Origin of the sequence: Curtobacterium sp. KBS0715 (assembly GCF_005938005.2) — a bacterium.
Classification (GTDB): Bacteria; Actinomycetota; Actinomycetes; order Actinomycetales; family Microbacteriaceae; genus Curtobacterium; species Curtobacterium flaccumfaciens.
In genome coordinates this window covers 1310752-1336884 of the sequence record NZ_VCCA02000001.1, presented here as the reverse complement: position 1 = coordinate 1336884, position 26133 = coordinate 1310752, and the positions used below count along the sequence as shown (strand labels likewise).

At 71.4% G+C, this 26133-nt stretch carries 23 protein-coding genes; 12 read left to right on the top strand and 11 right to left on the bottom strand.

Features of this window, described 5'->3' with window-relative positions; genetic code table 11:
• Positions 1-12 precede the first annotated feature (12 nt).
• Positions 13-894, top strand: coding sequence for a hypothetical protein (locus tag FFG40_RS06510; RefSeq protein WP_111056918.1), 882 nt, complete (start codon positions 13-15; stop codon positions 892-894).
• A gap of 65 nt (positions 895-959) precedes the next feature.
• On the opposite strand, the gene opgC is transcribed toward FFG40_RS06510, so the two are convergent.
• The 4 genes from opgC to FFG40_RS06490 form a co-directional block, all read right to left on the bottom strand.
• Entirely contained in the window at positions 960-3449 is a 2490-nt protein-coding gene (gene opgC, locus FFG40_RS06505; RefSeq protein WP_138802651.1) for an OpgC domain-containing protein, read from the bottom strand.
• Positions 3446-3856, bottom strand: coding sequence for an ATP-binding protein (locus tag FFG40_RS06500; RefSeq protein WP_185974117.1), 411 nt, complete (start codon positions 3854-3856; stop codon positions 3446-3448). Before FFG40_RS06500 ends, opgC begins: the two co-directional genes overlap by 4 nt.
• On the bottom strand, positions 3853-5808 hold the full coding sequence (locus tag FFG40_RS06495) for a glycosyltransferase (RefSeq protein WP_260678905.1): 1956 nt from the start codon (positions 5806-5808) through the stop codon (positions 3853-3855). Before FFG40_RS06495 ends, FFG40_RS06500 begins: the two co-directional genes overlap by 4 nt.
• Positions 5809-6116: 308 nt before the next feature.
• The gene (locus FFG40_RS06490; RefSeq protein ID WP_138802649.1) at positions 6117-6911 is read right to left on the bottom strand and encodes a TetR/AcrR family transcriptional regulator; all 795 of its coding nucleotides are present in this window, start codon (positions 6909-6911) and stop codon (positions 6117-6119) included.
• 122 nt (positions 6912-7033) lie between these two features.
• On the opposite strand from FFG40_RS06490, the gene FFG40_RS06485 reads away from it, so the two are divergent.
• Positions 7034-7957 carry an NAD-dependent epimerase/dehydratase family protein gene (locus tag FFG40_RS06485; protein ID WP_260678803.1) on the top strand — a complete coding sequence of 308 codons (924 nt, stop codon included), beginning with the start codon at positions 7034-7036 and terminating at the stop codon, positions 7955-7957.
• Between the two features lie 73 nt (positions 7958-8030).
• Here FFG40_RS06485 and FFG40_RS06480 read toward each other — a convergent pair whose 3' ends face one another.
• The 3 genes from FFG40_RS06480 to FFG40_RS17075 all read right to left on the bottom strand — a co-directional run bounded on the left by FFG40_RS06480 (position 8031) and on the right by FFG40_RS17075 (position 12055).
• Positions 8031-9371 carry a fibronectin type III domain-containing protein gene (locus tag FFG40_RS06480; protein ID WP_185974116.1) on the bottom strand — a complete coding sequence of 447 codons (1341 nt, stop codon included), beginning with the start codon at positions 9369-9371 and terminating at the stop codon, positions 8031-8033.
• A gap of 319 nt (positions 9372-9690) precedes the next feature.
• The gene (locus FFG40_RS06475; RefSeq protein WP_071245939.1) at positions 9691-11499 is read right to left on the bottom strand and encodes a DEAD/DEAH box helicase; all 1809 of its coding nucleotides are present in this window, start codon (positions 11497-11499) and stop codon (positions 9691-9693) included.
• Positions 11500-11590: 91 nt separating this feature from the next.
• Complete coding sequence (locus tag FFG40_RS17075) at positions 11591-12055, bottom strand: MarR family winged helix-turn-helix transcriptional regulator (RefSeq protein WP_185974115.1); 465 nt, start codon at positions 12053-12055, stop codon at positions 11591-11593.
• Positions 12056-12151: 96 nt separating this feature from the next.
• Here FFG40_RS17075 and FFG40_RS06465 point away from each other — a divergent pair, with 96 nt between their 5' ends.
• Together FFG40_RS06465 and FFG40_RS06460 are read left to right on the top strand one after the other, a co-directional pair.
• Complete coding sequence (locus tag FFG40_RS06465; RefSeq protein ID WP_260678802.1) at positions 12152-14386, top strand: MDR family MFS transporter; 2235 nt, start codon at positions 12152-12154, stop codon at positions 14384-14386.
• A 76-nt stretch (positions 14387-14462) separates the two neighbouring features.
• Positions 14463-15050 (top strand): TetR/AcrR family transcriptional regulator, encoded by a 588-nt coding sequence (locus tag FFG40_RS06460; RefSeq protein ID WP_051596480.1) that lies wholly within the window; start codon positions 14463-14465, stop codon positions 15048-15050.
• Positions 15051-15343: 293 nt separating this feature from the next.
• Here the strand turns inward: FFG40_RS06460 and FFG40_RS06455 are convergent, their stop codons facing one another.
• Positions 15344-16102, bottom strand: coding sequence for an SDR family NAD(P)-dependent oxidoreductase (locus tag FFG40_RS06455; protein ID WP_027464432.1), 759 nt, complete (start codon positions 16100-16102; stop codon positions 15344-15346).
• Positions 16103-16171: 69 nt separating this feature from the next.
• On the opposite strand from FFG40_RS06455, the gene FFG40_RS06450 reads away from it, so the two are divergent.
• Both FFG40_RS06450 and FFG40_RS06445 read left to right on the top strand, forming a co-directional pair.
• On the top strand, positions 16172-16750 hold the full coding sequence (locus tag FFG40_RS06450) for a TetR family transcriptional regulator (protein WP_138802645.1): 579 nt from the start codon (positions 16172-16174) through the stop codon (positions 16748-16750).
• Positions 16751-16798: 48 nt separating this feature from the next.
• Positions 16799-17209, top strand: a complete 411-nt coding sequence (locus tag FFG40_RS06445; protein WP_138802644.1) for a VOC family protein — start codon at positions 16799-16801, stop codon at positions 17207-17209.
• 19 nt (positions 17210-17228) lie between these two features.
• On the opposite strand, the gene FFG40_RS06440 is transcribed toward FFG40_RS06445, so the two are convergent.
• A complete protein-coding gene (locus FFG40_RS06440) occupies positions 17229-17498 on the bottom strand; it encodes a hypothetical protein (protein ID WP_138802643.1) in 270 nt (89 codons plus the stop codon).
• A 94-nt stretch (positions 17499-17592) separates the two neighbouring features.
• Here FFG40_RS06440 and FFG40_RS06435 point away from each other — a divergent pair, with 94 nt between their 5' ends.
• The gene (locus tag FFG40_RS06435; protein ID WP_035807701.1) at positions 17593-18468 is read left to right on the top strand and encodes a DUF808 domain-containing protein; all 876 of its coding nucleotides are present in this window, start codon (positions 17593-17595) and stop codon (positions 18466-18468) included.
• A gap of 95 nt (positions 18469-18563) precedes the next feature.
• Here the strand turns inward: FFG40_RS06435 and FFG40_RS06430 are convergent, their stop codons facing one another.
• On the bottom strand, positions 18564-19445 hold the full coding sequence (locus tag FFG40_RS06430) for an NAD-dependent epimerase/dehydratase family protein (protein WP_138802642.1): 882 nt from the start codon (positions 19443-19445) through the stop codon (positions 18564-18566).
• Between the two features lie 85 nt (positions 19446-19530).
• On the opposite strand from FFG40_RS06430, the gene FFG40_RS06425 reads away from it, so the two are divergent.
• The 3 genes from FFG40_RS06425 (at position 19531) to FFG40_RS06415 (ending at position 22084) form a co-directional block, all read left to right on the top strand.
• Positions 19531-20109, top strand: coding sequence for a TetR/AcrR family transcriptional regulator (locus FFG40_RS06425; RefSeq protein ID WP_138802641.1), 579 nt, complete (start codon positions 19531-19533; stop codon positions 20107-20109).
• Between the two features lie 81 nt (positions 20110-20190).
• Positions 20191-20625, top strand: a complete 435-nt coding sequence (locus FFG40_RS06420) for a VOC family protein (protein ID WP_111056907.1) — start codon at positions 20191-20193, stop codon at positions 20623-20625.
• A 61-nt stretch (positions 20626-20686) separates the two neighbouring features.
• Positions 20687-22084: an FAD-binding oxidoreductase gene (locus tag FFG40_RS06415; protein WP_138802640.1), complete on the top strand. Its 1398-nt coding sequence runs from the start codon at positions 20687-20689 to the stop codon at positions 22082-22084.
• Positions 22085-22204: 120 nt separating this feature from the next.
• Here the strand turns inward: FFG40_RS06415 and FFG40_RS06410 are convergent, their stop codons facing one another.
• A complete protein-coding gene (locus tag FFG40_RS06410) occupies positions 22205-22600 on the bottom strand; it encodes a hypothetical protein (protein WP_051596478.1) in 396 nt (131 codons plus the stop codon).
• 277 nt (positions 22601-22877) lie between these two features.
• Between FFG40_RS06410 and FFG40_RS06405 the strand changes: the two genes are divergently transcribed.
• Together FFG40_RS06405 and FFG40_RS06400 are read left to right on the top strand one after the other, a co-directional pair.
• The gene (locus tag FFG40_RS06405) at positions 22878-23558 is read left to right on the top strand and encodes a hypothetical protein (RefSeq protein ID WP_071247112.1); all 681 of its coding nucleotides are present in this window, start codon (positions 22878-22880) and stop codon (positions 23556-23558) included.
• Positions 23559-23681: 123 nt separating this feature from the next.
• Entirely contained in the window at positions 23682-26105 is a 2424-nt protein-coding gene (locus tag FFG40_RS06400; RefSeq protein ID WP_138802639.1) for an excinuclease ABC subunit UvrA, read from the top strand.
• The last annotated feature ends 28 nt before the right edge of the window (positions 26106-26133 follow it).

Sequence of the window (26133 nt, the reverse complement as noted above, 5' to 3'; positions counted from 1 at the left end):
CAGGAGGCACCCATGCACACCCAGCGCTCACGCAGGATCGGCAGCGGCATCGTCGCCGCGATCGCCCTCGGCACCGTCGCCGCCGCTGCCCTCGTCGGGGTCTCCCCCGCGAACGCGTCCGGCAAGACCTCGACCGGTGGCGACTACGCCGTCACCGTGAACGGGGTCACGACGAACCCCGCCCAGGGCAAGGAACTCAAGGTGCGCGACACCGCGGTCGCCGGCACGATCGCGGTGCGCGGCAAGCACAACGGCTTCGACATCCGGATCGCCGACCTCGGCGTGTACGACTACACGCTGACCGGCGCTGCCGACACCCAGCGGATGGTGACGAAGCCGACCGTGGTGTTCGCGTCGAAGGTCCCGTCGCTCACCGCCGCGCAGCTCGCCAGCACGAAGCTCTCGTCGCTCGAGGTCAAGGACGACACCCTCGTCGCGATCTTCTCGACGGGGGCCGGGAAGCTCAAGGTCCAGGCGAAGGACGGCGCCCAGGGCGGCATCTTCCAGATGGAGACCGAGTTCGCCGGGCCGGTGACGTTCACCCACACCCTCGGGGCGGGCCTGTTCTACTTCACGAACCCGTACACGGGCAAGATCAACTTCGGCGACGGCACGGCCGCGGTGTCCGCGGGCAGCGGTGCCCACCAGATGCTCCTCGGCAAGGACAGCCCGCAGGTCGCCACGAAGACCTCGCAGACCACGACCACCACCACGTGGACGGTCCAGCCCGGCGGGCGTCTGGGCGGAGTGCTCGGCGAGGACGCCGTCGAACTGTCGCAGGGTGCGACGAACTGCACCAGCGACTGCCAGGCGCAGAACCAGATCCGCGGGTCGCTCCCGGTCCCGCCGGACCCCGTGGACCCGACGCCGCTGGGCGTCACGCGGATCGCGTGAGCGCATGACGGACAGGAGGCCCGTGGCGACGCCGCCACGGGCCTCCTGTCCGTCCGTGCGCGCGATCAGCGCGGGATGACGGAGAACAGGAACTTCTTGCGGACCATGTACCAGGCCAGCAGGATCAGCGCCGTGTGCACCACGAACCCGATCCAGAAGTCCCCCCACGGCACACCGGGGATCGACGCGATCGCCAGGGCGAAGAACACCTGCCAGACGAACACGTACAGGCTCGCCTGCCCGAGCGGGATCCAGAGCCAGCCGATGGCGGCGGCGATGGGCTTCCAGAACACCGTGAGGATCGCGTAGGACACGACCGCGAAGAACGCGATGTCCACCAGGCGGCCCCACTGCAGGTCCACCCGCTGGTACGCCGTGTTGTACAGGGACTCGTACATCGTCGCCGGGAACGGCACCGGGGTGAACCCGAAGTGGTCGCCGGCCCACACGTAGACCAGGAACGCCGCGTACCCGCCGACGGCGACGCCGACCAGGACCTTGCCGAGACGCCCGGTGAGCGCGCCGACGATCTGCCGCCGGTAGTACCCGAGCACGAGCCCGTGGGTGAACACCACCTGCCAGGTGAACAGGGGGAACACCGCCTCGAACTGGGAGTTCAGCGGACGGAAGTCGGGGTTGAGCGCCTGGAACACGTACAGCGCCCAGCTGGCGGCGAGGAGCGCCCACCAGAACCCGCGGCGGATCACCCAGATGAACACCGGGATGAACAGGCTCAGCACCACGAACAGGCCCATGATGTTGAACGGCCACGGCCCCATCTCGAGCAGCAGGAACTGCCGGATCGCGTACCAGGGCGGCGGGTAGGCGAGCAGCTGCATCGCGTTCGGGTACAGGTCGTAGACCCGGCCCTCGGCATCGACACCGCCGGTGCCCGTGCCGCGGTCGGTGAACGTGGTGATGGCGTCGGTGTTCAGGAACGGGACGAAGCTCAGCGCGAAGACCACCAGGATCACGACGAGCGTGACGACGTACTGCTTGCGCGCGCGCTTCCACGCCCCGACGGCCGCCGCCCACTCGCCGAACTTCTTCACGGCGAACGGGTACGTCATGCCGAGGACCATGCCGGACAGGAACACGAACATCTCGGCACCGGTGATCGCACCGACGGCATGCAGCGTGAGGTACGAGTACGGCCCGCCGATCTCGATGTGGGTGATCACCACGGCGAGGATGATGAACCCGCGGAACAGGTCGAGCCGCAGGTCACGGCCGGGCTTGCCGTCGTCGGGGTAGCGCCAGCTCGGCAGGAGCCGGCCGAACACCCCGCTCAGCAGGAACACGATCGCCAGGCCGGCGGCCAGCCAGACGATCCACGCCATCTGCTCGCCGCCGGTCTCGTACTCCTGGGAGATCGCCGCGTTGCCCTGCTGCACGGTCACGCGGTCGGTGACCGGACCGAAGGCGAAGTCACCGGACCGCTCGAGGTCGGTGCGGAAGGACTCCGCGACGCCCGGGTCCGCGGTGAGTCGCCAGTCGGCCACGCGGTTGCCGGCCTCGGGCTCGCGTCGCTCGGCCTCGAGCACGGTCATGCCCCGGATCAGCGGACGCTCCTGCACGGCGGCGAGCACCTGCCGCCACCAGCTCCGCTTGACCTGGAGCTCGGCGTCGCCCTGCAGCTCACGGTTGTACAGGGCGCCGGTGTCGAGGAGCATCGGGCGGTCGTCGGCGGCCGCGAACCGGTCGTAGAACGTGCCCGACTGGGGTTGGTCGTACCCCCAGTCCTCGTCGAACCGGGCCTCGACCTCACCGCTGCGGGTGAGCGGCACGGCGCGACCGGCGGCCTCGGTCGGGTCGCCCTTGCCGTACGAGAACATCGAGAGCCCGACCCAGTCGACGGCCTCGGCCCCCGGCCAGTACGGCCCGTACGGGTCGTCGGCGCCGGTGAGCTGTCCGTCGCCGTTCGTGTCCGCCTTCGCGACGTCGACCGGGGACAGGTTCCGCAGCCGCCCGGCGGACTCGCCGAACGGGTAACCGGCACCGTACCCGGGCGACCACACCATGAGCGCGTCCGACGTGCCCGCGTGCACGGTCGTACTGAGCGCACGGAACGCCCGGACGAACTCCGTCGGCTGCTGGCCCCAGCGGACCCACGTGCCGTTCATCTGCGGTGCGAACCGGACGAGCACCTGGGTGTCGTACTGGTCGTGCAGGTCCTCGAACACGGTGTTGACGGCACGGGTGTCCGCGGTGTCGAGCGACCGCAGTTCGCGGTCGGGTTCGAGGCTCACGACGAGCACCGCGCCCTGGGTCGCCGCTGCACGCGCCGAGCGGAGGAGCTCCTGCTTCGCGGTGCGGTCGAGCGGGTAGTCGACGGAGACCCCGTACATCGACGGCGTCGCGCCGAGCCGCCCCTCGTACCCTTCGGGCGAATCGCTGGCCCAGTCGAGGTCGGGGCCGAACCACGTCGACCCCTCGGCCGGCTGCACGGCGGCCGCCGGGTGCACGGACGCAGCCGACGCCGGCAGCGCACCACCGAGCAGGAGCGTGGCGATCGTGACGAGGAGGGCGACCGCGCGGGCCACCCGCTGCTTCACCGGTCGCACGCAAGCGTCCAGACGTTGTGGCCGGGCTCGTGCCGGTGCTCCAACCGGTCGAGCGCCGCGATGGCGAGGGCGAGACCGCGCCCGCTCTCCTGTTCGACGTCGGCCATGGTGACGGCACTGAGGTCGATGTCGACGGGCATCCCGTTGTCGGTCAGCACCGCGGTCAGTGCCTGGTCGGTGGCCTCGAGGTGCACGGTGTACCGGCGCCCGGTCCCCCGGTCGGCGCGGACGGTGTGCTCGACGATGTTCGCGGCGACCTCGGCCAGGGCGGTCTCGAGCGCGAAGCGGAGCCGCACGTCGTCGATGCCCAGGCCGTCCCACCACGTGGCGAACCGGTCCTGCACCTCGTCGAGGGAGTCGGGCGTCGCGGCGACCTCGAACGTGGTCTCGGTGCTCACAGGGGTCCTCCGGCGGTGCTCGACTCGTGTTCGGACTGGGCTGGGGTGGCCGGGCCGCGGTACCGGACGGCCCGGATCACGATGCTGAAGATGAACAGGTCGAAGACGACCCACGCGGTGTTCACGAGCGGTGCGATCCCCTCGGCCTGGCCGGTCAGGTAGCGGATGCCGATCATGACCAGCGCGGCCACCAGGGCTCCCATCGCGTACAGCTGCGGCTTGACCAGGTCCCACCGCGGCTTCTGCTCGGTCTCGTCGCGCACCTTCGGGGTGACGCGGAACCCGAGCGGCTTGCCCCGGTAGACGTTCTGGAACGCGCTGGTCACCGACTCGATCCAGATCGGGAAGAGTGCAAGGGAGTACTGCTGCCCGCGCCAGGTCGGTCTGCCGGCGGCAACCACCCAGAACAGCAACTGGTTGAAGACCAGGAACGGGATGAGCCGGGCGAAGAAGTCGACGCTGTAGGCCTGCACGGGGATGACCCCGAACGACAGGCAGAGCACCGGGGCGGCGATGTAGACGATCGCGGCGAACCCGGACAGGTAGCTCCACATCGTCGAGAAGTACATGAGCCGCTGCCCCCACGACAGCCCCTTCTGCACCAGGGGGTTCTCGCGGAAGAACACCTGCATGGTGCCCTGCGCCCAGCGGAGTCGCTGCACGAGCATCGTCGGCAGGTCCTCGGGGGCCAGGCCCTTCGCCAGGATCTCGTCGTGGTAGGCCGACTTCCAGCCGAGGCCGTGCAGGCGCATCGCGGTGGCCATGTCCTCGGTCACCGAGATCGTCGCCAGCGGCATGATCGGCTGCGCCTCGTCGTCGCGGTTCACGTCGAGGGCACGGGCGAGCACGGCGATGGACTCGATGGCGGCGACCGGTGAGGCCTCGCGCCGGCCGAGCACGTCGAGGGCGGCGTCGTCGAGACCCGCGAACGTGTTGGCGTCGGTGGACATCGCCGCGAGCTCCTGCAGGTCGTTCCGCACGGACTCGAGGTCGGCGGCGGCGAACCGGAACGCGATGGCGTCGATCCCCCGCTGGAACGCGTACGTCACGTCGCCGAGCGGCTCACCGGCCCGCACCTGCTCGCGCGCCTGGTCCACCACGGCCTCGGCGTCGTCGAGGGCGGCGAGCACGCGCGGGTCGGTCTCGGTCTCGCGGGAGCGGGCGAGGAGCTTGCGCGAGGTGGCGAGGGTGCGCTGCACGGACGCCTCGACCTCGGCCACGTAACGCGAGATGCCGAGCTGCATGAGTGCTTCGCGCCGCAGGATGGCGTTCGACCCGCAGAAGAACGCCGCGTTCCAGCCGTCCTTCGACTGCTGGATCGGGCCGTAGAACAGCGGTGCCTGGCTGCCGAGGGGGTCGTCGTCCGGCACGTTCTCGAACCACTGCGGCGTCTGCACGAGCGCCATCCGCGGGTCCTTGAAGTACCCGAGGGTGCGGTCGAGGATCGCCGGGTCGGGCACCTGGTCGGCGTCGAGGATGAGCAGGAACTCGCCCTGCGTCGCGAGCAGGGCGTTGTTGAGGTTGCCGGCCTTGGCGTGCCGGGGCCGGTCCACCCAGTCGGCGCCGCGCGTGATGACACCGATGCCGAGCGCCTCGGCCGCCGCACGCATCTCGGGGCGGTTGCCGTCGTCGAGGATCCAGGTGGTGTGCGGGTGCGTGATCGCCTTCGCCGCCCGGGCGGTGCGCTCGACCAGGTCGATCGGCTCGTTGTAGGTCGTGATGAAGACGTCGACGGTGACGTCGGTGGACGGCTTCGCCGGTGGTTCGCCGCGCTCCCGGAGCCGCCAGGCCCCGAGGGCGAAGAGCAGGGAGTCGATGACGCTGTAGGTCTCGGCGAGGATCAGCGGCACCGCGATCCACCACGAGTGCCAGTTCACCGAGGCCGCCCAGCGCCACACGATGTAGTTGACACCGGCGAGGGAGGCCAGGAGCGCCACCGTCCGCACGGTCACCAGGCGTCGGCGGGCGGTGCCGGTGGTCAGGCGGCGGCGGTCCTGTCGGCTGACGTCGAGCGCGGTCACCGGGTCTCCCCGTCCGCGGCGTCGCCGGACGTGCTGCGTCGCAAGCGTTCCTCCTGATCCCCGCGCGGGCCCCGGCCGCGTCGCACGCCCGAGTGTGGTTCCGTCCGGCAGCTGACCCTGAGGACACCGTGCCGGTCGTCCGCTCCGGTCATCGGGCACGACCTCGGCGTGACGACCTGTCTACCGCACGGGCGGGTGCTCTGTCAGGCAGCGCACCCGATCTGGGGACAGCTCCCGCGTCAGAACGTGGCGGTGAACCCCAGGTCATCCGCCAGACGCACGATGACCTGGTCGAAGTAGGCGGCCGGGTCGGACACGGAACCGACGAAGTGCCCGAAGAGCTCGAACGAGATCGTCCCGAACACCGTCGTCCAGGCCATCAGGGTGCGGACCAGGACCTCGTCGGGCAGGGTGATGCCGAACGAGCGCAGGGTGGCGACCCCGTCCGCGACGGCGGGACCGGCCACCCCGGGAGCCGCCGGAGGGGCGGTGGGTGATCCGGGCCTCCCGGCCGCCCCCGGCGTCGACGGGACGGACGAGCCCGACGCGCCAGGCGCACCGGACACACCAGGCGCACCTGGCGCACCTGGCGCACCGGACCCGACGGCGTCCGCGACCACGCGCACCAGCGCCAGCGTCGTCCGTGTCGCGGGCACGACGGTCTCCCGCGGCGCCGCGTAGCCGGGCACGGGCGAACCGAACAGCAGCGCGAAGTCCCCCGGGTGCGCGATCGACCAGTCCCGGATCGCCCGGCACATCGCCACCCAGCGCGCACCGGGAGCCGGTCCGGCCGCGGCACCGGCGGCCTCGACCGCGGCGCCGAGCTCGTCGTAGTCGGTGATGAGCAGGGCCGTCAGCAGGTCGTCGCGGCTCGGGAAGTACCGGTACACGGCCGACGAGACCATCCCGACGTCACGGGCGACGGCACGCAGGCTGAGTGCGGCAGGACCCTCGCCGGTCAGGCGGGTGCGCGCCGCAGCCAGGATCTCCGCGGTGACCGTCTGCCGTGCGAGTGCTCGGGCGGTGGGTGCCATCCGACGATCCTGGCACGGGAGAGCAGCGCACACAAAGGAGAGCACTGCTCTTGCTTTCGCGTCGACGAACCGTCATGCTCGGTTCCGAGAGCGGTGCTCTCGGAACCAGGAAGCAGGAGACCATGACCCACCACCTCATCGTCGGTGCCGGCCCCGTCGGCCGGCACGTCGCGGAACTGTTGACCGTCCGGGGCGACCGCGTCACCGTCGTCTCCCGCTCCGGTCGCAGCACGGGCATCGCCGGGGTCGAGCACCTCGCGCTCGACGCCTCCGATGCCGACGCCCTCTCCCGCGCTGCCGAGGGAGCAGCCGTCCTCCACAACTGCGCGAACCCCGGCGACTACACGCAGTGGGAGAACACCTGGCCCCCGCTCGCCGCAGCACTGCTCACCGCGGCCGAACGCACCGGGGCGACCTACGCCATCACCGGGAACCTGTACCCGTACGGCCCGGTCGACGGGCCGATGCACGAGGGACTACCGGACGCTGCCACCGACCACAAGGGGGTGCTCCGCGCCACCCTGTGGGCCGACGCCCTCGCCGCGCACGACGCCGGCCGTGTCCGGGTCGTCGAGGTCCGCGCCTCCGACTACCTCGGCCCCGGGATCGGCGCGAACGGGCACGTCACGCGCGTGCTGCCGGCGGCGCTGCGGGGACGGGCGGTGTCGATGGTCGGTCGCACGGACCTGCCGCACACCTTCACCGACGTGCTCGACGTCGCCCGCACCCTCGTCGCCGCTGCCGCGGACCCGGGCGCGCACGGTCGCACGTGGATGGTGCCGAGCAACGCCCCGCGGACGCAGCACCAGGCCCTCACCGACGTCCTCACGGCGGCGGGGAAGCCCGCGGTGCCGGTGCGCCGGATGCCCGCGGCCCTGTTCCACGTCGGCGGGCTCGTGTCGCCGATGATGCGCGAGTTGGCCGACCTGACCTACCAGTGGACCGCGCCGTACGTGGTCGACGACCGCGAGAGCCGGGCGCGCTTCGGCATCGAACCGACCCCGTGGGACGAGGTCTGCCGCCGCACGGTCGCTGGCGCGGTCTGAACCACGCACCGCACGCGGAAGGGGGACAGGACGCGCCGTTGCGCCCTGTCCCCCTTCCGCCTCGCACCGCCGGTCAGATCACCAGCAGCCTCGAGTACTGCGCCGCGTCGAGCTGCTGGGCAGCTCCACCCGCGGCGGGGACCTTCCACAGCCCGACCGAGGGGCCGCTGTCGATGGAGACGAACACGTCCCCGTCGGCGGAGGCGGCACCCAGGTGCTCGCCACGCGACCCGGCGGTCAGTCCGGTCACCGGCACGGTGGACGTCCCGCCGCTGCCGACCACGAGCTTGTCCGGGATGCCGCGGTCGATCTTGCAACCGGTCGGGCTGGTCGGGTACTCCGACGGGGCGGGGCAGAACTCCGCCGACTGCAGGAGCGAGAAGCCGTCCGCGTTCGCGGCGGCGTACTCGAACGCGTACCGCGGTTCGATCTTCGTCAGTTCGGTCGCCCCGGGCTTGAGCTGGTACCAGATCCACGACCCGGCGGCACCGGGCGAGCGGATGTCGACGTAGACGTTGCCCCGCGAGTCCGCGAGTACGCCGGCGGGGTAGCCGACGGTCGAGCCGCCGGGCCCGGTGAACGTGCGGGGCGCGATGCCGGTGCCCTTGACGTACGGCTGGCTGACCGTTCCGCCGAGCACGACGACCTTGCCGTCCGGGGTGACCGTCCAGAAACGCTCATCGCTCCCGACGGCCTTGCCACCCAGGTCCAGCACGACCTTCGGGGTCGAGGTGCCGACGGACAGCTTCTGCACCGCACCGGTCGCCGAGTCCACCCAGTACAGGTTGCCCTCGGCGTCGGAGCGCAGGTCCGGGGTCAGGTGCAGGCCGGACGCGATGATCGAGATCCCGCTGCCGTCGGCCGGGTCCCGCAGGATCTCGGTGCCGTCCGCCGACGGGGTGAACACGTCACCGTCGGCGTTCGCGGCGAAGCCTTCGCCGTCCGTCGCGACGACGGTCTTCGCACCGCTCCCGGAGTCCGCGAACCGCACGACGGCACCGTTGCCGTCGAGGGCGAACAGCGACTGCGTCGTCTCCGGCTCGGGCGCCGACGGTGACGTCCAGCGCAGCGTGACCGTGCGACCGGTCCCCCGGTGGCCGAGGGCGCGCACCGAGAAGCGGTACGTGGTCGCGGGCGAGAGGTCTTCGAAGCGGTCGGAGCGGGCGCGCGGGTGGAGTCGGTGGACCTGGTGGTCGTGCCGGTTCGCGACTGCGGCGACGGCGACCTTCCAGCCGGTCACCTCGGCGCCGTGCTTCGGGCCGCGCCACGTCAGCGTGGCACTGTCCGCGTCGCCGGTGACGCGGACGGCGGTCGGTGCTCCCGGCACCGACGGAGAGGTGTGCGCCGTCGCCGGCACCGCACCTCCGAAGACGAGCGCCGCGGCTGCGACCGCGGTGATGAGTGCTCGGTACACGATGGTTCCCCTGCCTTCTCCGCGGCTCCCTGCGTCACGGCTCCGGTCATCACAGCACCGTGCGGACTCCAGGGGAACGCCTGCGGGCGGGATCTGCGGTTCCCCGCACCGCAAGATGCGCAGGGCCCGTACCGGCAGACGCCGTCGTGTTCCCGAGACACCGCCGAATCCGACGGCGTCTCGCCGACTCGGCGGCGTGGAACCGACACGACGGCGTCTCGCGGGCCCGGGACCAACACCGACGACGGACGGGAGGCCCGGTGCCAGCTGGCACCGGGCCTCCCGTCCGAAGGGGGTCGCGTCTCGGACGCGGCGCGTCTCAGTAGCGCGGCTTGCGCTCCGGACGGTCGTCGCGGTCGTCGCGGCGGCCACCACCGCGGCGGTCCGCACGGATCTCGATGAGCTTGCCGCTGATCCGGGTGTCGGTCAGGCGGTCGAGCACACCGGGGTCCATGTCGGCCGGCAGTTCGACGATCGAGAAGTCCGGACGGATCTGGATCGCACCGAAGTCGTCGCGACGCAGGCCACCTTCGTTGGCGAGGGCACCGACGATCTGGCGCGGCTCGACGCGGTGACGACGGCCGACCTCGATGCGGTACGGCGACATCGGCTGCGAACGGCGCGGGCCACGGTCGCCGCGGTCACCACGGTCGCGGTCGCCACCACGGTCGCCGCGGTCGTTGCGGCCGCCACGGTCGTCGCGGGCACCACGCTCGTCGCGCTCGCTCCGGCGGGCGTCGCGCTCCATCTGGCTGCGGAGGGCGTCGTCGGCTGCGGTGAGGAGCAGCGGCGAGTCGCCCTGCGCCACGACGGCCAGGGCGGCGGCGACGTCGTCCGAGGGGACGTCGTGGTGCTCGACGTAGTGCGCGATGACGTCGCGGAAGGCGGCGATCCGGCCCTGGTCCTCGAGCGCCGCGGTGATGGCGTCGTCGAAGCGGGTCAGACGCGTCTCGTTGACGTCGTCGATGGTCGGCAGCTGCATCTGCGTGAGCGGCTGCTTGGTGTGGCGCTCGATCGCGGACAGCAGGCGACGCTCACGCGGGGTGACGAAGCTGATCGAGTCACCCGAGCGGCCGGCGCGACCGGTCCGGCCGATGCGGTGCACGTAGGACTCGATGTCGACCGGGATGTCGAAGTTCACGACGTGCGTGATGCGGTCGACGTCGAGGCCACGGGCGGCGACGTCGGTGGCGACCAGGATGTCGAGCTTGCCCGACTTCAGCTGGTTGACCGTGCGCTCGCGCTGGGCCTGGGCGACGTCACCGCTGATCGCGGCGGCGGCGTACCCGCGGGCACGGAGCTTCTCGGCCAGGGTCTCGGTCTCGCTCTTGGTGCGGACGAAGATGATCATGCCCTCGAAGTCCTCGACCTCGAGGATGCGGGTGAGCGCGTCGACCTTCTGCGGGTACGAGACCATCAGGTAGCGCTGCGTGATGTTCGCGGCGGTCTTCGTCTTGGTCTTGACGGTGATCTCGGCCGGGTCGGTCAGGTACTGCTGCGAGATGCGGCGGATCTGCGCGGGCATGGTCGCCGAGAAGAGCGCGACCTGCTTGTCGTCCGGGGTGTCGGCGAGGATCGTCTCGACGTCCTCGGCGAAGCCCATCTTGAGCATCTCGTCGGCCTCGTCGAGCACCAGGTACTTCAGCTCGGACAGGTCGAGCGTGCCCTTCGCCAGGTGGTCCATGATGCGACCGGGGGTACCGACGATCACGTCGACGCCGCGGCGCAGGGCGGAGAGCTGCACGCCGTAGGCCTGGCCGCCGTAGACCGGCAGGACGTGGACGTTCTTCATGTGGGACGCGAACTGCTCGAACGCCTCGCACACCTGCAGGGCGAGCTCGCGCGTCGGGGACAGCACGAGCGCCTGCGGCTTCTTGCTGCCGGACTCCATGCGGGACAGGATCGGCAGCGCGAAGGCCGCGGTCTTGCCGGTACCCGTCTGCGCCAGACCGACGACGTCGCGCCCGGCGAGGAGCGTGGGGATGGTGGCTTCCTGGATGGCGGAAGGGGTCTCGTAACCGATGTCCTTGACGGCCTTGAGCACAGCGTCGCTCAGGCCGAGATCGGCGAACGTCACCACGGGCCCGTCGTCGAGGGTCTCAGTGGTGGGGGTGGTGTCCGTGCTCATACCACCAACGGTATCTCGAATGCGCGCTCCGCAGGGACGGGAGGCCCGTGGCGACGCCGCCACGGGCCTCCCGTCCGCCCCGTCGGTCGCGTCAGGAGCGCGTGGTGCCGATCCCCAGGACCGCGTCCGCCCGGTCGTTCAGTCGCGTCAGCATCTCGGCGAGCGAGCGCAGTTCGTCGGAGGCGAACTCCTCCGTCAGGTCGTCGAACACCTCGGCACCGGCGGCGTCCAGCTCGTCGAGCAGTCGTCGGCCGGCGGGGGCGAGCGTGACGAGCGTGGCGCGGCCGTCGGCGGGGTCCGGCGACCCGATCAGGTGCTCGGCCTCGACCAGCGAGGCGACCCGGCGGCTGATCACCGGGCGCGACAACCCCGTCGCGTCGGCGATCGCGGTCGCCCGGACCGGCCCGTGCCCGGCGACGGCACGCAGGATCACGCGGGCCGTCGGGTCGAGGCCGCCGCGGGACTCGATGAGCGAGGAGCGCAGGGTCTGCCGGACCCACAGCCGGTCGAGCTGGGATCGCAGGAGTCGCTCGGCGGCACGCCGGTCGTCGGTCACGCGCTCAGCGTAGCGGGCACATTTAGTTGCTTGCCGGAAGCAACAGATGTATCGTTGCGCGGTCTGCAAAGTTTCACAGCCAGAAAAAGGAGTTCGATGACCGCCACCGCACCCGTCCCGGTGCAGCACGGTCGGCACACCGCCGAGGCCCCCGCGGCCTCCGGGGGCGCCGGCCAGCAGCCGCTGATGACCCACCGTCAGATCCTCCTGGTGATCTACGGCCTGATGGCGGGCATGTTCCTGTCCTCGCTCGGCCAGACGGTGTTCGGCACGGCGATCCGCACGATCGGCGACGACCTGCACGGGCTCGACCAGCAGGCCTGGGTGACGACCGCGTACCTCATCACCTCGACGATCGCGACGCCGATCTACGGCAAGCTCTCCGACATCTTCGGCCGCCGTCCGCTGTACATCTTCGGCATCGTCGTCTTCATCCTCGGCGCCGTCCTGTCGTCGATGTCCACCTCGATGCTCATGCTCGCCGCCTTCCGCGCGGTGCAGGGCATCGGTGCCGGCGCGCTGATGTCGCTGCCGCTCGCGATCATGGGCGACATCCTCGCCCCGCGTGAGCGCGCGAAGTACCAGGGGTACTTCCTCGCCGTGTTCGGCATCTCGTCCGTGATCGGCCCGCTCATCGGCGGTCTGCTCGCCGGTTCCTCCGAGATCCTGTGGATCACGGGCTGGCGCTGGGTGCTCCTGATCAACGTGCCGATCGGTGTCGCGGCGCTCCTCATGGTCATCGTGTTCCTGCACCTGCCGAAGGTGCACGGCGCCGGCGACGCGAAGCCGAAGGTCGACTGGTGGGGCGCGACCGCCGTCATCGTCACCCTCGTGCCGCTCCTGCTCGTCGCCGAACAGGGCCGCATCTGGGGCTGGGGCTCCCCCGCCGCCATCGCCTGCTACGTCGTCGGTGTCGTCGGCCTGATCGGCCTGCTGCTCATCGAGTCGAAGATGGGCGACGCGGCGATCATCCCGCTCAAGCTGTTCCGCTCGGGCACGTTCTCGATGGCGACCGTCATCGGGTTCCTGGTCGGCTTCGCGATGTTCGGCGCGATGCTCACCATCCCGCTCTACCTGCAGATCGTCGTCGGACTGACCCCGACCGAGTCCGGCTTCGCGACGCTGCCGCTCGTCGGTGGTCTGATGATCGCCTCGATCACCTCGGGGCAGATCGTCGCCCGCGTCGGCCGGTACCGGATCTTCCCGGTCATCGGCACCGCGCTCGTCTCCGCCGGCTACGTCGTCCTGACGTTCATGTCGATCGACAAGCCGCTCTGGTTCCTGATGATCGGCATGTTCCTCATCGGTCTCGGCCTCGGCTCGGTCATGCAGTCGCTGACCCTGGCGTCGCAGGGCTCCGTCGAGGCCCGTGACATGGGCGTCGCCACGTCGTCCGCCACGTTCTTCCGCCAGATCGGTGGCACGCTCGGCACCGCCGTGCTGCTTTCCATCCTGTTCTCGGTGATGCCGGCGAACATCCTGACCGCGACCGCGAACCAGAAGGACCTCGGTCCGGCGCTCGACGCCGCGCTCAACCCGACCGTCGCCAGCGCGAAGGCGAACCAGGGCGCCATGGACAAGATCTGGACGCCCGTCGTCACCCCGCTGACGAAGACCGTGCAGTCGCAGCTCGACGCCGCCTCGGCGAAGGCGAAGCAGGCCGCCGACGCCGCCGTCACCGAGCAGGTCACCGCGGCCGTGCAGCAGCAGGTCACCGCCGGTGCCGTGCCCGCAGCAGCAGCGCAGACCGTCATCGACCAGCAGGTCGCCGCGGCCACGCCGGCCGCCGAACAGTCGGCACTCGAGCAGGTCGCCGACCAGGCGCACGCCAGCGTGCAGGACGGCACCGTGTCCGTCGACTGGGCGGACGCCGACCAGCGCTCCTACTGGGTCGACGAGCTCACCCCGGAGCTGGCGAAGAAGATCGACGACGGCAACACCACGAGCGACAGCGCCACCAGCACGAACGACACCTCGTTCCTGACCGGTGCGGACAGCCGCCTGACCCGGCCGTTCATGGCGGGCTTCAATGCCTCGTCCGTGACCATCTACTGGGTCGGTCTCGGCGTCATCCTGCTCGCGTTCGTGCTGACCTGGTTCTTCCGGGTGCCGCCGCTGCGCCAGCGGTCCGCCCTGCAGGAGCAGGCCGACATGTCCGCCGAAGCACAGCTCGAGGCCGAGGCGGGCGCCGCCGCAGCCGAGGCCGGCTCGTTCACCGGCCCGATGACCGGGTCCGTGCCGACCGGGTCCGTGCCGATCGGTTCGGATTCCACCGGTTCGGGTTCGACCGGCTCGGGTTCGACCGGATCCACGCCGACGCACCGTCGGTGACCGACCGGGGCGTCCGTCCGTGCCCCCTTTCCGGGCGGGCGCCCCTCCCACGCACACCAACCCAGCAGGAGTCCACGTGATCACCACCCCGGCAGCGGCTGCGGCAACGGAGCCGTGCACGCTGCGAGAACGGAAGAAGCAGCAGACCCGGCAGGCGCTGCACGACGCAGCGCTCACGCTGGTGTCCGCGCACGGACTCGACGGCGTCACGGTCGAGCAGATCTGCGCCGACGCCGACGTCTCCCCCCGCACCTTCTTCAACTACTTCTCGTCGAAGGCGCACGCCGCGCTCGGGCTCGACTCCGTCGAGGTCCCGGAGCGCTCAGCGGCCTGGTTCGCCGAGGCCGACGGCGCCCTGGTCGACGACCTCTGCGCCCTGGTCGCGGCCACCGTCCCGCTCTCGCAGGACCGCCGCCGGATGAAGGAGCTGCTCGTGCTGCGGCCGGAGATGTCCTCGATGGTGATGCAGTGGATGGCCGAGTCGCGCCAGTCCCTGCTCAGCGTCGTCGGCACCCGCACGGACGCGCAGACCGCCCGCACCGCGGTGACCCTGGTGATGTCGGCGCTCAGCGAGGTGGCGCACCGCGAGACCGTGCGGAGCAACGACGAGCTCGCGGATCGGCTCCGTGCCGTCGTGCGCGAGATGGCGGCGCTCGTCTCCTGAGCCGCCGGCCGTCGGCTCGCCGTGTCGGATCGGGCGTACCGGGCAGGAACTTCCTGCCCGGTACGCCCGATTCCGCTTTCCAGCGCACGCGCTCTGGGAAGGAACCACGCGTGGTCGACGTGGCCGGAGGCGGACGGGAGGCCCGGGGCGGTGTCGCCACGGGCCTCCCGTCCGTCAGGTGGCCGGGTGGCGAACACGCCGTCGTGTCTGCCCGACGCCGCGAAGTCGTCGAGACGCCCCCGTTTCCGGAGGCGTCTCGACGTGACGACGGCGTCTCGTGCCGCAGCAACGGGTCAGACGACTGACCAGCCACCGTCGCTCGGCAGCACCGCACCGTTGACGTTCGCCGAGTCGTCGCTCAGCAGCCAGGTGATGGCGGCGGCGAGCTGCTCGGGCTGGGCGACCGGCGGGATGGTGGTCTGCATGATCGGACCGACCCGGCGGGCCGCGTACTCGCTGCGCATCGGCGCCTCGATGTTCGTGGCGACCGCACCCGGTGCCACGGCGTTCGCCCGGATGCCCTGCGGCCCGTGGAAGAACGCGACGCTCTTGGTGTACCCGGCGATGGCGTGCTTGGACGAGGTGTAGGCAGCGCCGGCGGCCGAGGCCTTCAAGGCGGCCTCGGACGCGACGTTCACGACCGACCCCTTGCCGGCGGCGATCATCAGCGGCAGCACGGCGCGGGTCAGGCGCATCGGGCCCGTGACGTTGACGCTGAAGACACGCTCCCAGGTGGCGTCGTCGACCTCGTCCGGCGGCAGGAACGCGTCCATGATGCCGGCGACGTTGGCGAGCCCGTCCACCCGGTCGCCGGCGGCGGCGATGAGTGCGTCGATGGTCTCGCTCGCGGCGACGTCGCCGACGACGGTCTCCACGGCGAAGCCCTCGAGCTCCGTGCGGAGTGCGTCGAGCCGCTCGGCCACGACGTCGGTCGCGATGACGCGCCCGCCCTCGTTCGCGATGCGCGTCGCCGTGGCGCGTCCGATGCCGGAACCCGCTCCGGTGACGATGATGGTCCTGCCGGTGAACCGTCCGGCGGTGGTGTCGGTCATGTGGTCTCCTCGATGCGGGGCGCTCGCTGCGCCACACCCGGTTATAGCACTCAGTGCCGAAAGGTCTCCATGCGCTCGACGAACGACCGTCCGACGGGGCGCCCGCGAACCATCGACCCCGACGCCGTGTCCCTCGTCGCACTCCGGCTGTTCGACGACCAGGGCTTCGACGCGGTGTCGATGGACGACGTCGCGGCGGCGGCGGGGGTCAGTCGCCGGTCGCTCTTCCGGCTGTTCCCGAACAAGGCGGCGCTGGTGTGGGGCGGTCTCGACGAGTTCGCTGCACGGTTCCGCGAAGCCCTGCGTTCCCGGCCGGCCGACGAGCCCTCGGCGGTGGCGCTCCGGGCGGCCTACCGGATCGGTGCCACGTTCCCGGACGACGCGGTCGAGGTCACCCGACACCGGCTCCGGGTCATCCGAGCGAACCCGTCGCTCGAGCACGTCGGCGCCGCCACGGTCACGGCCCTGACCGACGAGATCCTGCGGTACGTGGCCGAGCGGGACGGGGTCACCGCCGACGACCTCGCCGTCGCCGTGCGCGCCCACACGCTGGCCGCAGCCGCGAGCGCCGCACTCACCTGGTGGGCACTGCACGGCGACGGACGGCCGGAGGACGTCCTGGAGCGCGCACTCGCGCTGCTCGACTGACGAGCCCCGGGGTTCCCCCACGCCGCACGCCGGAGTACCTTGCCGGGCATGCACACGACCGGACCCGCGCCGTACTTCCAGTTCGCCGGCACCGCCAGGCAGGCCCTCGAGCACTGGCAGCGGGTGTTCGGTGGCGACGTGCAGATCGCGACCTACGCGGACTTCTCCCGCACGGACGGTCCAGCCGACGCCGTCGCGCACGGCCAGCTCACCGGCGAGCTGCAGCTGTTCGCCGCGGACGCGAGCGAAGGCGACACCCCGTTCTCGGCGACGGGGCTGCTCTTCTCACTGCTCGGCGCCGCGGAACCGGACGTCCTGCGCCGGTGGTTCGACCAGCTCGCCGAGGGCGGCACGGTCGTCGACCCGCTGCAGCAGCGCCCGTGGGGCGACTGGGACGGCACCGTCCGTGACGCGCACGGGGTCACCTGGCTGATCGGGTTCGAGGACTCGGCGCGCTGAGTCCCGCGCGCTGCAGCGCCTACTGCTGGTCGGACGGCAGCAGCGGTGCCCAGAAGGCGTCGGGACCGTCGGCCTGCACGGCGTCGCGCTCGAACCGGAACCCGTGGTCGCGCACGAAGTCGAGGGCGGCGGCCTGCTCGTCCTCGGCGTCGTCGTGGTCCGCGTCGAACAGGTACACCCCGTGCCCCATCGCGACACCGGCGTCGCTGATGACGGAGAGGTCCCAGCGCCCCTGCTCGGAACGCTCGATCCGGACGACGGCGGCCTGGGATGCGGTGAAGTCAGCCATGCCGCGAGCCTACGGACGCCCCGCGGCTGGCGTTCAGGATGCTCCGCGGCCACTACGCTGTGCACGGTCACAGGTCAGACGAGTGGAGAACGAATTGTCAGTCGGATTGCTCGCCGTGGTGGACGACATCCTCTCCGCAGCCCTCAAGGCCAGCGCGAAGACCGCCGGGGTCGTCATCGACGACGCCGCCGTCACGCCCCAGTACGTGCAGGGTCTCGAGCCCGCTCGTGAACTCCCGGTCGTCGGGCGCATCGCCCTCGGCAGCCTGTTCAACAAGTTCATCATCATCATCCCGCTGGCGTTGCTGCTCACGGCCTTCGCACCCGGGGTGCTGCCGTGGCTGCTGCTGCTCGGCGGCACGTACCTGTGCTTCGAGGGCGCCGAGAAGGTCACCGAGTGGTTCGGTGTCCACCACGAGGGCGGTTCCGACGAGGCCGTCACCGAACCGAAGCTCGTCTTCGGCGCCATCCGCACCGACCTCATCCTGAGCACCGAGATCATGCTCATCGCACTGGCAGGCCTCGATCCCGACCTGGGGCTCTGGCCGACGCTCGGCGCCCTGATCGTGATCGGTCTGGTCATGACCGCCGTCGTCTACGGCGCCGTGGCACTGCTCGTGAAGGTCGACGACATCGGCCTGCAGATGATGAAGAACTCCGTCCGCCGCACCCGCCGGATCGGTGCCCGCATCGTCCGTGCGATGCCGATGGTCTTCCGGGTCATCAGCGTCATCGGCACGGTCGCGATGCTGTGGGTCGGTGGACACCTGGTCATCGCGAACCTCGCCGAGACCTTCTGGCACGGGCCGTACGACCTGCTGCACGTCATCGAGCACGCGCTCGAGGCCGCGGGCCCCGTCGTCGTCTGGATCGCCGACACGGCCGTGTCGGCCGTGGTCGGCCTGGCGCTGGGCATGGTCGTCGTCGGCATCGTGCTGGGCATCGGCCGCCTGCGCGGCAAGCAGCACTGACGCGGCTGCACGGCGGACGGGAGGCCCGTGGCGGCCCGGCACCGCGCCTCCCGTCCGGCGCGCCGTGCGCCCACCGCTGACGGTGCGGGCCGCGCTCAGCGCTGCACGCTCTCCAGGTCCTCGAGCAGGCTCGGGTGGGTCGGGACCCAGCCGAGCGTGTCGCGCGTGTGGGCACTCGACGCCGGCTGGTCCATCGCGAAGATCGGCGCGAACGCGCCGAACGTCTCGTCGGCCACCCGCTCGACTGGCAGGCCGAGCCGACGCCCGATGACCTCGGCCAGGTCACGCACCCGGTCCCCCTCGTCGGCGACCGCGTGCCAGACGGTCCCCGCCGGAGCACCTTCGAGCGCGAGCCGGAACAGCACCGCTGCGTCCGCCGCGTGCACGGCGGGCCACCGCTGCTCGCCGTCGCCGGGGTAGCCCGCGACCCCTGCCTGTCGGGCCGTCTCGGTCAGGATGCCGGCGAACCCGCCCGTGCCGTCCGCGTGCACGGTGCGCGGCAGCCGGATGGCCGACACCCGGACGCCCCGTGCCGCCAGGTCGAGCGCGGCGAGGACCGATCGGGCGCGACCCGCGACCGGCCCCTCGAGCGGGAGCGGGTCGGTCTCGACCGAGGCCCGGCCGGGCTCCCACGGCGTGCCGGAGACGACGACGAACGGGCGGTCGCTGCCGACGAGCGCCTCGCCGAGTGCGGCCATGGCGGCGCCTTCCTCGGTGATCCCGCGCTCGAGCGCCTCCGCCGAACTGAAGTCGTTCGAGAACGCGAGGCTGATGACCCCGTCGGCGGCGCGTGCGCCCTCGCGCAGCACGTCGAGGTCGGTGAGCGCACCGCGGGCGGGGGTCGCCCCCGCGGCGACGAGGGCAGCGGCCGAGCCGTCGGACCGGGCCAGGGCCGTGACGGTGTGCCCGGCGGTGATGAGTTCGGTGATGACCGCGGTGCCGATGGTGCCGGTGCCGCCGGTGACGAAGACGTGCATGGGTGCTCCTCAGAAGTGATGGGACTTTTGTACCGTCACCGTACACCCGCGACGGGACAATTGTCCCGTCGCGTATGATCGTCGCATGGTGCGATGGCAACCCGGGGCCCGGGAACGACTGGTCCTGGCCGCGGTCGACCTGTTCTCCGAGCAGGGCTACGACGAGACGACCGTCGCGCAGATCACCGAGCGCGCCGGTGTCACGAAGAGCACGTTCTTCCGGCACTTCCCGGACAAGCGCGAACTGCTCGTCGCCGGGCAGGAGACCCTGAGCCGGCTGCTCGCCGAGGGGATCACCGACGCACCGGCCGGCGCCACCCCGCTCGATGCCGTCGCCGCCGGACTGGAACGGGCCTCGGACGAGATGGGACCACTCAACCGCGAGCTCGGACCACGACTGCGAGCGGCCGTCGCCGCCAGCGCCGAGCTGCAGGAGCGCGACGCCCTCAAGAGCGTCGGGATGGCCGCGGCCATGACCGACGCCCTGGTCGACCGCGGTGTCCCCGACGCGCCCGCTCGGCTGGCCGCCGAGATGGGTGTCCTCGCCTTCAAGCAGGGCTTCGAGCGATGGTCGGGTGTGGGGCGCGCTGACGACGACCGACTGGCCGACCACGCCGCGGCCGCGCTCGCCGAGCTCCGAGCCGCGGCCGCCCAGCTCGGTTGAGCGGACGTCGAGCGGACACTGAGCGGACGTCGAGCGGACGCTGAGCGGACGCCGGTCGTGCATCGTCGTATCCTCGGCGCCATGGCAACGGTGCGACAGGTCCAGGTGACGTTCGACTGCGCCGAGCCGGAGCGGGTCGCCCGGTTCTGGTGCGAGGTACTCGGGTACGTGGTGCCACCGCCCCCACCGGGGTTCGCCGACTGGGGCGCGTTCGACCGGTCGCTGCCGCCGGAGCACCAGGGCTCGGCCTTCGCGTGCGTCGACCCGACCGGTGCCGGTCCCCGCCTGTTCTTCCAGCGCGTCCCCGAGGGCAAGACGGTGAAGAACCGCGTGCACCTGGACGTCCGGGTCGGCACCGGGATGACCGGTGCCGAACGGCTTGCGGCCCTCGACGCCGAGAGCGCCCGACTGGTCGGGCTCGGCGCCACCCAGGTCCGTCGGATGACGGCGGACCAGGTGAACGAGTCGTGCATCGTCATGCAGGACGTCGAGGGCAACGAGTTCTGCCTGGACTGACCGGCGTATCGTCGATGCACCCGAACCGCACCGCCGCGCCCCGGAAGGACCCCCACCCCGCATGACCGTCACCGCCGCATCCGCCACCGCAGCCGACGCCACCGCCCTCGAACACCTGATGGGGTCCGACCAGGTGCTCCGCGACCCGGAGTCGCTCGAGCGCTACCGCCACGACGACGCCGAGTGGGCCGACTCCACGGCACCGCTCGCCGTGGTCCTGGCACGCAGCACCGACGACGTCGTCACCGCCGTCCGCTGGGCAGCCGCCGCCGGCCTCCGGGTCGTCCCCCGCGGTGCCGGCACCGGCCTGTCCGGCGGTGCCAACGCGATGGCCGACTCGATCGTCGTGTCGCTCGAACGGATGAACCGGGTGCTCGAGGTGAACACCGACGAGCGCTACGCGGTCACCGAACCCGGCGTCATCAACGACGCACTCCGCGCCGCGGTCGCCGAGCACGGCCTCTGGTACCCGCCGGACCCCGCGAGCTCGGCGATCTCGACGATCGGCGGCAACGTCGCGACGAACGCCGGCGGCATCTGCTGCGTCAAGTACGGGGTCACCCGCGACTACGTGCTCGGCATGACCGTCGTGCTGGCCGACGGGTCGGTCGTGGAGCTCGGCCGCCGGACGGCGAAGGGCGTCGCCGGGTACGACCTCACCGGACTGCTGGTCGGTTCCGAGGGCACGCTCGGCATCGTCGTGTCGGTCACCGTGAAGCTGCTCCCCCTGGCCGGCCGTGACGAACGGGCGGTGATCGGGTACTTCCCCTCGCTGACCGCAGCGGGCGACGCCGTGGCCGCGATCTCGCGCGCGGGGATCGTCCCCGCGGCACTCGAGATCGTCGACCGCACCTGCCTGCGGGCCGTCGACGACTGGATGCACCTCGGGCTGCCGGCGGACGTCGACACCCTGTTGCTCGCGCGGGTCGACGAGCGCGGTGCGGCCGGTGACGAGATCGCCGACCACGTCGCGGACGTGTTCGCCGAGGCCGGTGGGACGGACGTCGAGCGGGCCACCGACCCGGGGGACATCGACCGGCTGTTCCAGGCCCGCCGACTCGCCTACCCGGCACTCGAACGGCTCGGCCCGGTGCTGACCGAGGACATCTGCGTGCCGCGGAGCGCGGTGCCCGAGATGCTCCGGCGGATCCAGGTGACCGCGGACGCACAGGACGTCACGATCGCCAACATCGCGCACGCCGGCGACGGCAACCTGCACCCGCTGATCATCGCGCCCGAGGGCGACGACGCCGCGAAGGCCCGCGCGAAGACCGCGTTCGACCAGATCGTGGCGGACTGCCTGGCGCTCGGCGGGACCGTGACCGGTGAGCACGGCGTCGGGCTGCTGAAGCTGCCGGGCCTGCGGGTCGAGCTCGGCGACCGCGTGCTCGCGATGCACCGCTCCGTCAAGGACGCGCTCGACCCGGCGGGGACCCTGAACCCGGGCAAGGCGTTCTGACCCGGCCAGACGACGGACGGGAGGCCCGGTGCCAGCTGGCACCGGGCCTCCCGTCCGTCAGGTGGTCGCGTTCAGCGACCGGTGTGCGTCACGCCGGAGCGCATCCGCACGCACGCATGCTCAGTGGCGACGGAAGTACCCGTTCGCGCCACCGACGTACATCAGGATTGTCGCGATGAGCACCGCGACGCCACCGATCCAGCCGAAGGCGTTGCCACCCGAGGCCGCGCCGACGCCGACACCGATGAGCTGCAGGACCGCGAGGACCGTCAGCACGATGCGGGCCCAGTTGCGGCCGTCGCGCATCTTGAAGACGATGATGAGCTCGATCACGGCCAGGATGAACGCGAAGATCGCGCCGCCGACGAGCGGGGCGGTGCCGACGTCCTGTGCGGCGGAGGAGCTGCCACCCGAGACCAGACCGATGATGCCCTGCAGGATGTTCGCCAGGACCACCACCAGCCAGATGACGAACGAGACGGTGACGGAGGTGGGACGACTGGACGTCGATGCCATGGGGAATGCCTTTCTCGATGGACCACGTTCAGCGGCCTCTCAGAGAACGTACTTGCGGGCGTGACTGCTGTCCGGATGAGCCCGAAGGTCACAGAGCGGTAACGACGGCAGATCCGTCCAAACCCTTCGCCGCAGGGTGCCGAATCACCTGCAACGACCGGGAAACACCCGGAGCGCTCACCAGCCGCACATCGCTGGTTCTCCACCCCACCAAGGGTGTGTTCGGCGCGCACACAGCAGCCGCGCCGAGCGCGACAACAGCAAAGGACTGATCACGATGCGTAAGAGCCTCAAGACCTCCATCACCCTCGCCACGACCGGCGCCCTCGTCCTCGGCGGTGCCGCGTTCGGGATCTCCTCCGCCCAGGCCGCGACCCCGAACGTGCACACGGTGTCCTCGTCGTCGTCGAAGATCCCCGCACCCGTCGCCTCGGTTCCCGAGGTCCTCGGTGGCTCCACCGCCGTGAAGCTCGACTCCGGCTTCACCGACGCCCTCACCGCCCTGAAGCTCACCCCCGGCGTCTCTGGCGATGCGACCCTCGCTGACGGGTCGGTGTCGTTCCCGATCACCGCCGGGTCGGTCACCTACTGGTCCCCGGACGGCAACTACCGCCCGTACGTGCAGGGCCTGCTGAACCACGACGACTCGGGGCTGACCCTGAAGGCCGGCGACACCACCGTCACGCTGGAGAACTTCGTCGTGAACCCGGGCTCGTCCAAGCTCTACGGCGACGTCCTCGTCAACGGCAAGGTCGCCGCGGCCAACGCGTTCCTGTTCGAGCTGCACGGCGGCTCCCTCAAGCCCCTCCAGCTCGAGGGCGACAACGCCATCCTCACCGGCACCACCGTCCACATCAGCGAGGACGCCGCCGGCCTGCTGAACAAGACCTTCGGCACCGACGCCGTCAAGCGTGGCCTGCTCGTCGGCACCGCCACCATCACCGCCCAGATCAAGTAACACCTGCCGCAACACCGCTCGACACGAAGAGTCGCTCCGCCGATCAGGGCGGAGCGGCTCTTCGTCGTTCGCGGTTCCGCACCGGTACTGCTTCTCCCAGTGGCCGAGCCTACGATCGAGCGAATGCCCGCTCCTCGCTCGACCCCCACCGACGACCGACCCGGGCCGGACGACTTCATCCGCGTCCGAGGCGCCCGCGAGAACAACCTGCGCGACGTCGACGTGGACATCCCCCGCGACCGGATCGTCGCGTTCACCGGCGTCTCCGGTTCCGGCAAGTCCTCGCTCGCCTTCGGCACCGTCTTCGCCGAGGCCCAGCGGCGGTTCCTCGAGTCCGTCGCCCCGTACGCGCGGCGGCTGATCGCGCAGGGGTCCACCCCGCACGTCGACTCGATCACCGGACTGCCGCCCGCCGTCGCCCTGCAGCAGCGCCGCGGCGCCCCGAGCTCCCGCTCCACCGTCGGCACCATGACCACGCTGTCGAACTCGATGCGCATGCTCTACTCGCGTGCCGGCACCTACCCGTCCGGCGCCGACCGGCTCGAGTCGGACTCCTTCTCGCCGAACACCGTCGCCGGCGCCTGCCCCCGGTGCCACGGCATCGGGACCGCGCACGAGGTCACCGAGGCATCGGCCGTGCACGATCCGTCGCTGAGCATCCGCGACGGCGCGATCACCGCCTGGCCCGGAGCGTGGCAGGGCAAGAACCTGCGCGACGTCACCGCCGTGCTCGGCTACGACATCGACCGCCCGTGGCGCGAGCTGTCGCGCAAGGACCGCGACTGGCTGCTCTTCACCGAGGAACAGCCCGTCGTGCAGGTGCAGCCGAAGCGCGACCGCGTGGCGAAGCCCTACAAGGGCCGGTTCTGGAGCGCCCGCCAGTTCGTGCTGCACACCCTCGCCGACTCGCAGAGCGAGACTCAGCGCAAGAAGGTGCTGCAGTTCGTCGAGTCCGGCCCGTGCGGGCTGTGCGGCGGCACCGGCCTGACCCGAGCCGCCCTCGCCGTCACGATCGGCGGCCACTCGATCGCCGAGCTGAACGCCCTGCCGTTGACCGGCCTGGCCGACGTCCTGCGCCCGATCGCGGCGATCACCGACGCGGCAGCGGCGACGTCGCGAGCATCGTCCGGCGAGCACACCGAGGTCGCCGTGGCGATCTCCCGCGACCTGCTCACCCGCGTCGAGGTCCTGGTCGGCCTGGGTCTCGGCTACCTCGCGCTCGACCGCGCCACCCCGACGCTCTCCCCCGGTGAGAGCCAGCGGCTGCGGATCGCGACGCAGCTGCGCTCCGGCCTGTTCGGTGTCGTCTACGTGCTCGACGAACCGAGCGCCGGGCTGCACCCCGCCGATGCCGAGTCCCTCGTCGACGTCCTCGACGACCTGCGTGCCGGCGGCAACAGCGTCTTCGTCGTCGAGCACGACATGAGCATCGTGCGCCGAGCCGACTGGATCGTCGACGTCGGCCCCCGCGCGGGCACCGGTGGCGGCACCGTCCTGTACAGCGGCCCGGTCGCCGGCCTGGCCGAGGTCGAGGCCTCGGTCACCCGGCGTTTCCTGGAGCCCCGGCAGCCGACCGCCGACCGTGCCGTCCGGTCCCCGATCGGCACGCTCGAACTCCGCGACCTCACCCTGCACAACCTGCGGGGGCTCGACGTCGACCTGCCGCTCGGTGTGCTCACCGCGGTCACCGGGGTCAGCGGCTCCGGCAAGTCGTCGCTCGTCGGCGGCGTGCTGCCCGGCGTCGCGACGTCGCACCCGCTCATCGACCGCGTCGTGCAGGTCGACCAGAAGCCGATCGGCCGGACCCCCCGCTCGAACCTCGCCACCTACACCGGCCTGTTCGACGCGGTCCGGGCCGCCTTCGCCCAGACCGACGACGCGAAGGCCCGGGGCTGGACCGCCGGACGGTTCTCGTTCAACGTCGCCGGCGGTCGGTGCGAGGTCTGCCAGGGCGAGGGGTCGGTGTCCGTCGAACTCCTCTTCCTGCCGGGCAGCTGGGCCCCGTGCCCCGAGTGCCACGGCTCCCGCTACACCGCCGAGACGCTCGAGGTCCGGTGGAACGGGGCGTCGATCGCCGACGTCCTCGGCATGACCGTCGACGAAGCGGCGCCGTTCCTGGCGTCCCTGCCCGCAGCCGGGCGCGGACTCGAGACCCTCCGCGAGGTCGGCCTCGGCTACCTGCGGCTCGGCCAGCCCGCTCCGGAGCTCTCCGGCGGCGAGGCGCAGCGCATCAAGCTCGCCACGGAACTCCAGCGCGCGCGGACCGGCCACACCCTGTACCTGCTCGACGAGCCCACCACCGGCCTGCACCCGGCCGACGTCGAGCTGCTCACCGCCCAGCTCGCCCGCCTGACCGACGCGGGCAACACGGTCGTCGTGGTGGAGCACGCCATGGACGTCGTCGCGAGCGCCGACCACGTCATCGACATGGGCCCGTCGGGCGGCGACGACGGCGGTCGGGTCGTCGCCTCCGGCACGCCCGCCGAGGTCGCCGCGTCGACCACCAGCCGGACCGCGCCCTACCTGCGGGACCAGCTCGGTCGCTGACGCAGGAGTGCCCGCCAGGATCGCTCCT

What these genes read in the sequence shown, in the direction of transcription:
- FFG40_RS06510 (WP_111056918.1), top strand. Translation starts at nt 13, where the DNA reads ATGCACACCCAGCGCTCACGCAGGATCGGCAGCGGCATCGTCGCCGCG.
- FFG40_RS06450 (WP_138802645.1), top strand. Translation starts at nt 16,172, where the DNA reads ATGCGCTCGACGAACGACCGTCCGACGGGGCGCCCGCGAACCATCGAC.
- FFG40_RS06445 (WP_138802644.1), top strand. Translation starts at nt 16,799, where the DNA reads ATGCACACGACCGGACCCGCGCCGTACTTCCAGTTCGCCGGCACCGCC.
- FFG40_RS06425 (WP_138802641.1), top strand. Translation starts at nt 19,531, where the DNA reads ATGGTGCGATGGCAACCCGGGGCCCGGGAACGACTGGTCCTGGCCGCG.
- FFG40_RS06405 (WP_071247112.1), top strand. Translation starts at nt 22,878, where the DNA reads ATGCGTAAGAGCCTCAAGACCTCCATCACCCTCGCCACGACCGGCGCC.
- FFG40_RS06455 (WP_027464432.1), bottom strand. Translation starts at nt 16,102, where the DNA reads ATGACCGACACCACCGCCGGACGGTTCACCGGCAGGACCATCATCGTC.
- FFG40_RS06400 (WP_138802639.1), top strand. Translation starts at nt 23,682, where the DNA reads ATGCCCGCTCCTCGCTCGACCCCCACCGACGACCGACCCGGGCCGGAC.
- FFG40_RS06410 (WP_051596478.1), bottom strand. Translation starts at nt 22,600, where the DNA reads ATGGCATCGACGTCCAGTCGTCCCACCTCCGTCACCGTCTCGTTCGTC.
- FFG40_RS06420 (WP_111056907.1), top strand. Translation starts at nt 20,191, where the DNA reads ATGGCAACGGTGCGACAGGTCCAGGTGACGTTCGACTGCGCCGAGCCG.
- FFG40_RS06440 (WP_138802643.1), bottom strand. Translation starts at nt 17,498, where the DNA reads ATGGCTGACTTCACCGCATCCCAGGCCGCCGTCGTCCGGATCGAGCGT.
- FFG40_RS06430 (WP_138802642.1), bottom strand. Translation starts at nt 19,445, where the DNA reads ATGCACGTCTTCGTCACCGGCGGCACCGGCACCATCGGCACCGCGGTC.
- FFG40_RS06415 (WP_138802640.1), top strand. Translation starts at nt 20,687, where the DNA reads ATGACCGTCACCGCCGCATCCGCCACCGCAGCCGACGCCACCGCCCTC.
- FFG40_RS06475 (WP_071245939.1), bottom strand. Translation starts at nt 11,499, where the DNA reads ATGAGCACGGACACCACCCCCACCACTGAGACCCTCGACGACGGGCCC.
- FFG40_RS06485 (WP_260678803.1), top strand. Translation starts at nt 7,034, where the DNA reads ATGACCCACCACCTCATCGTCGGTGCCGGCCCCGTCGGCCGGCACGTC.
- FFG40_RS06465 (WP_260678802.1), top strand. Translation starts at nt 12,152, where the DNA reads ATGACCGCCACCGCACCCGTCCCGGTGCAGCACGGTCGGCACACCGCC.
- FFG40_RS06490 (WP_138802649.1), bottom strand. Translation starts at nt 6,911, where the DNA reads ATGGCACCCACCGCCCGAGCACTCGCACGGCAGACGGTCACCGCGGAG.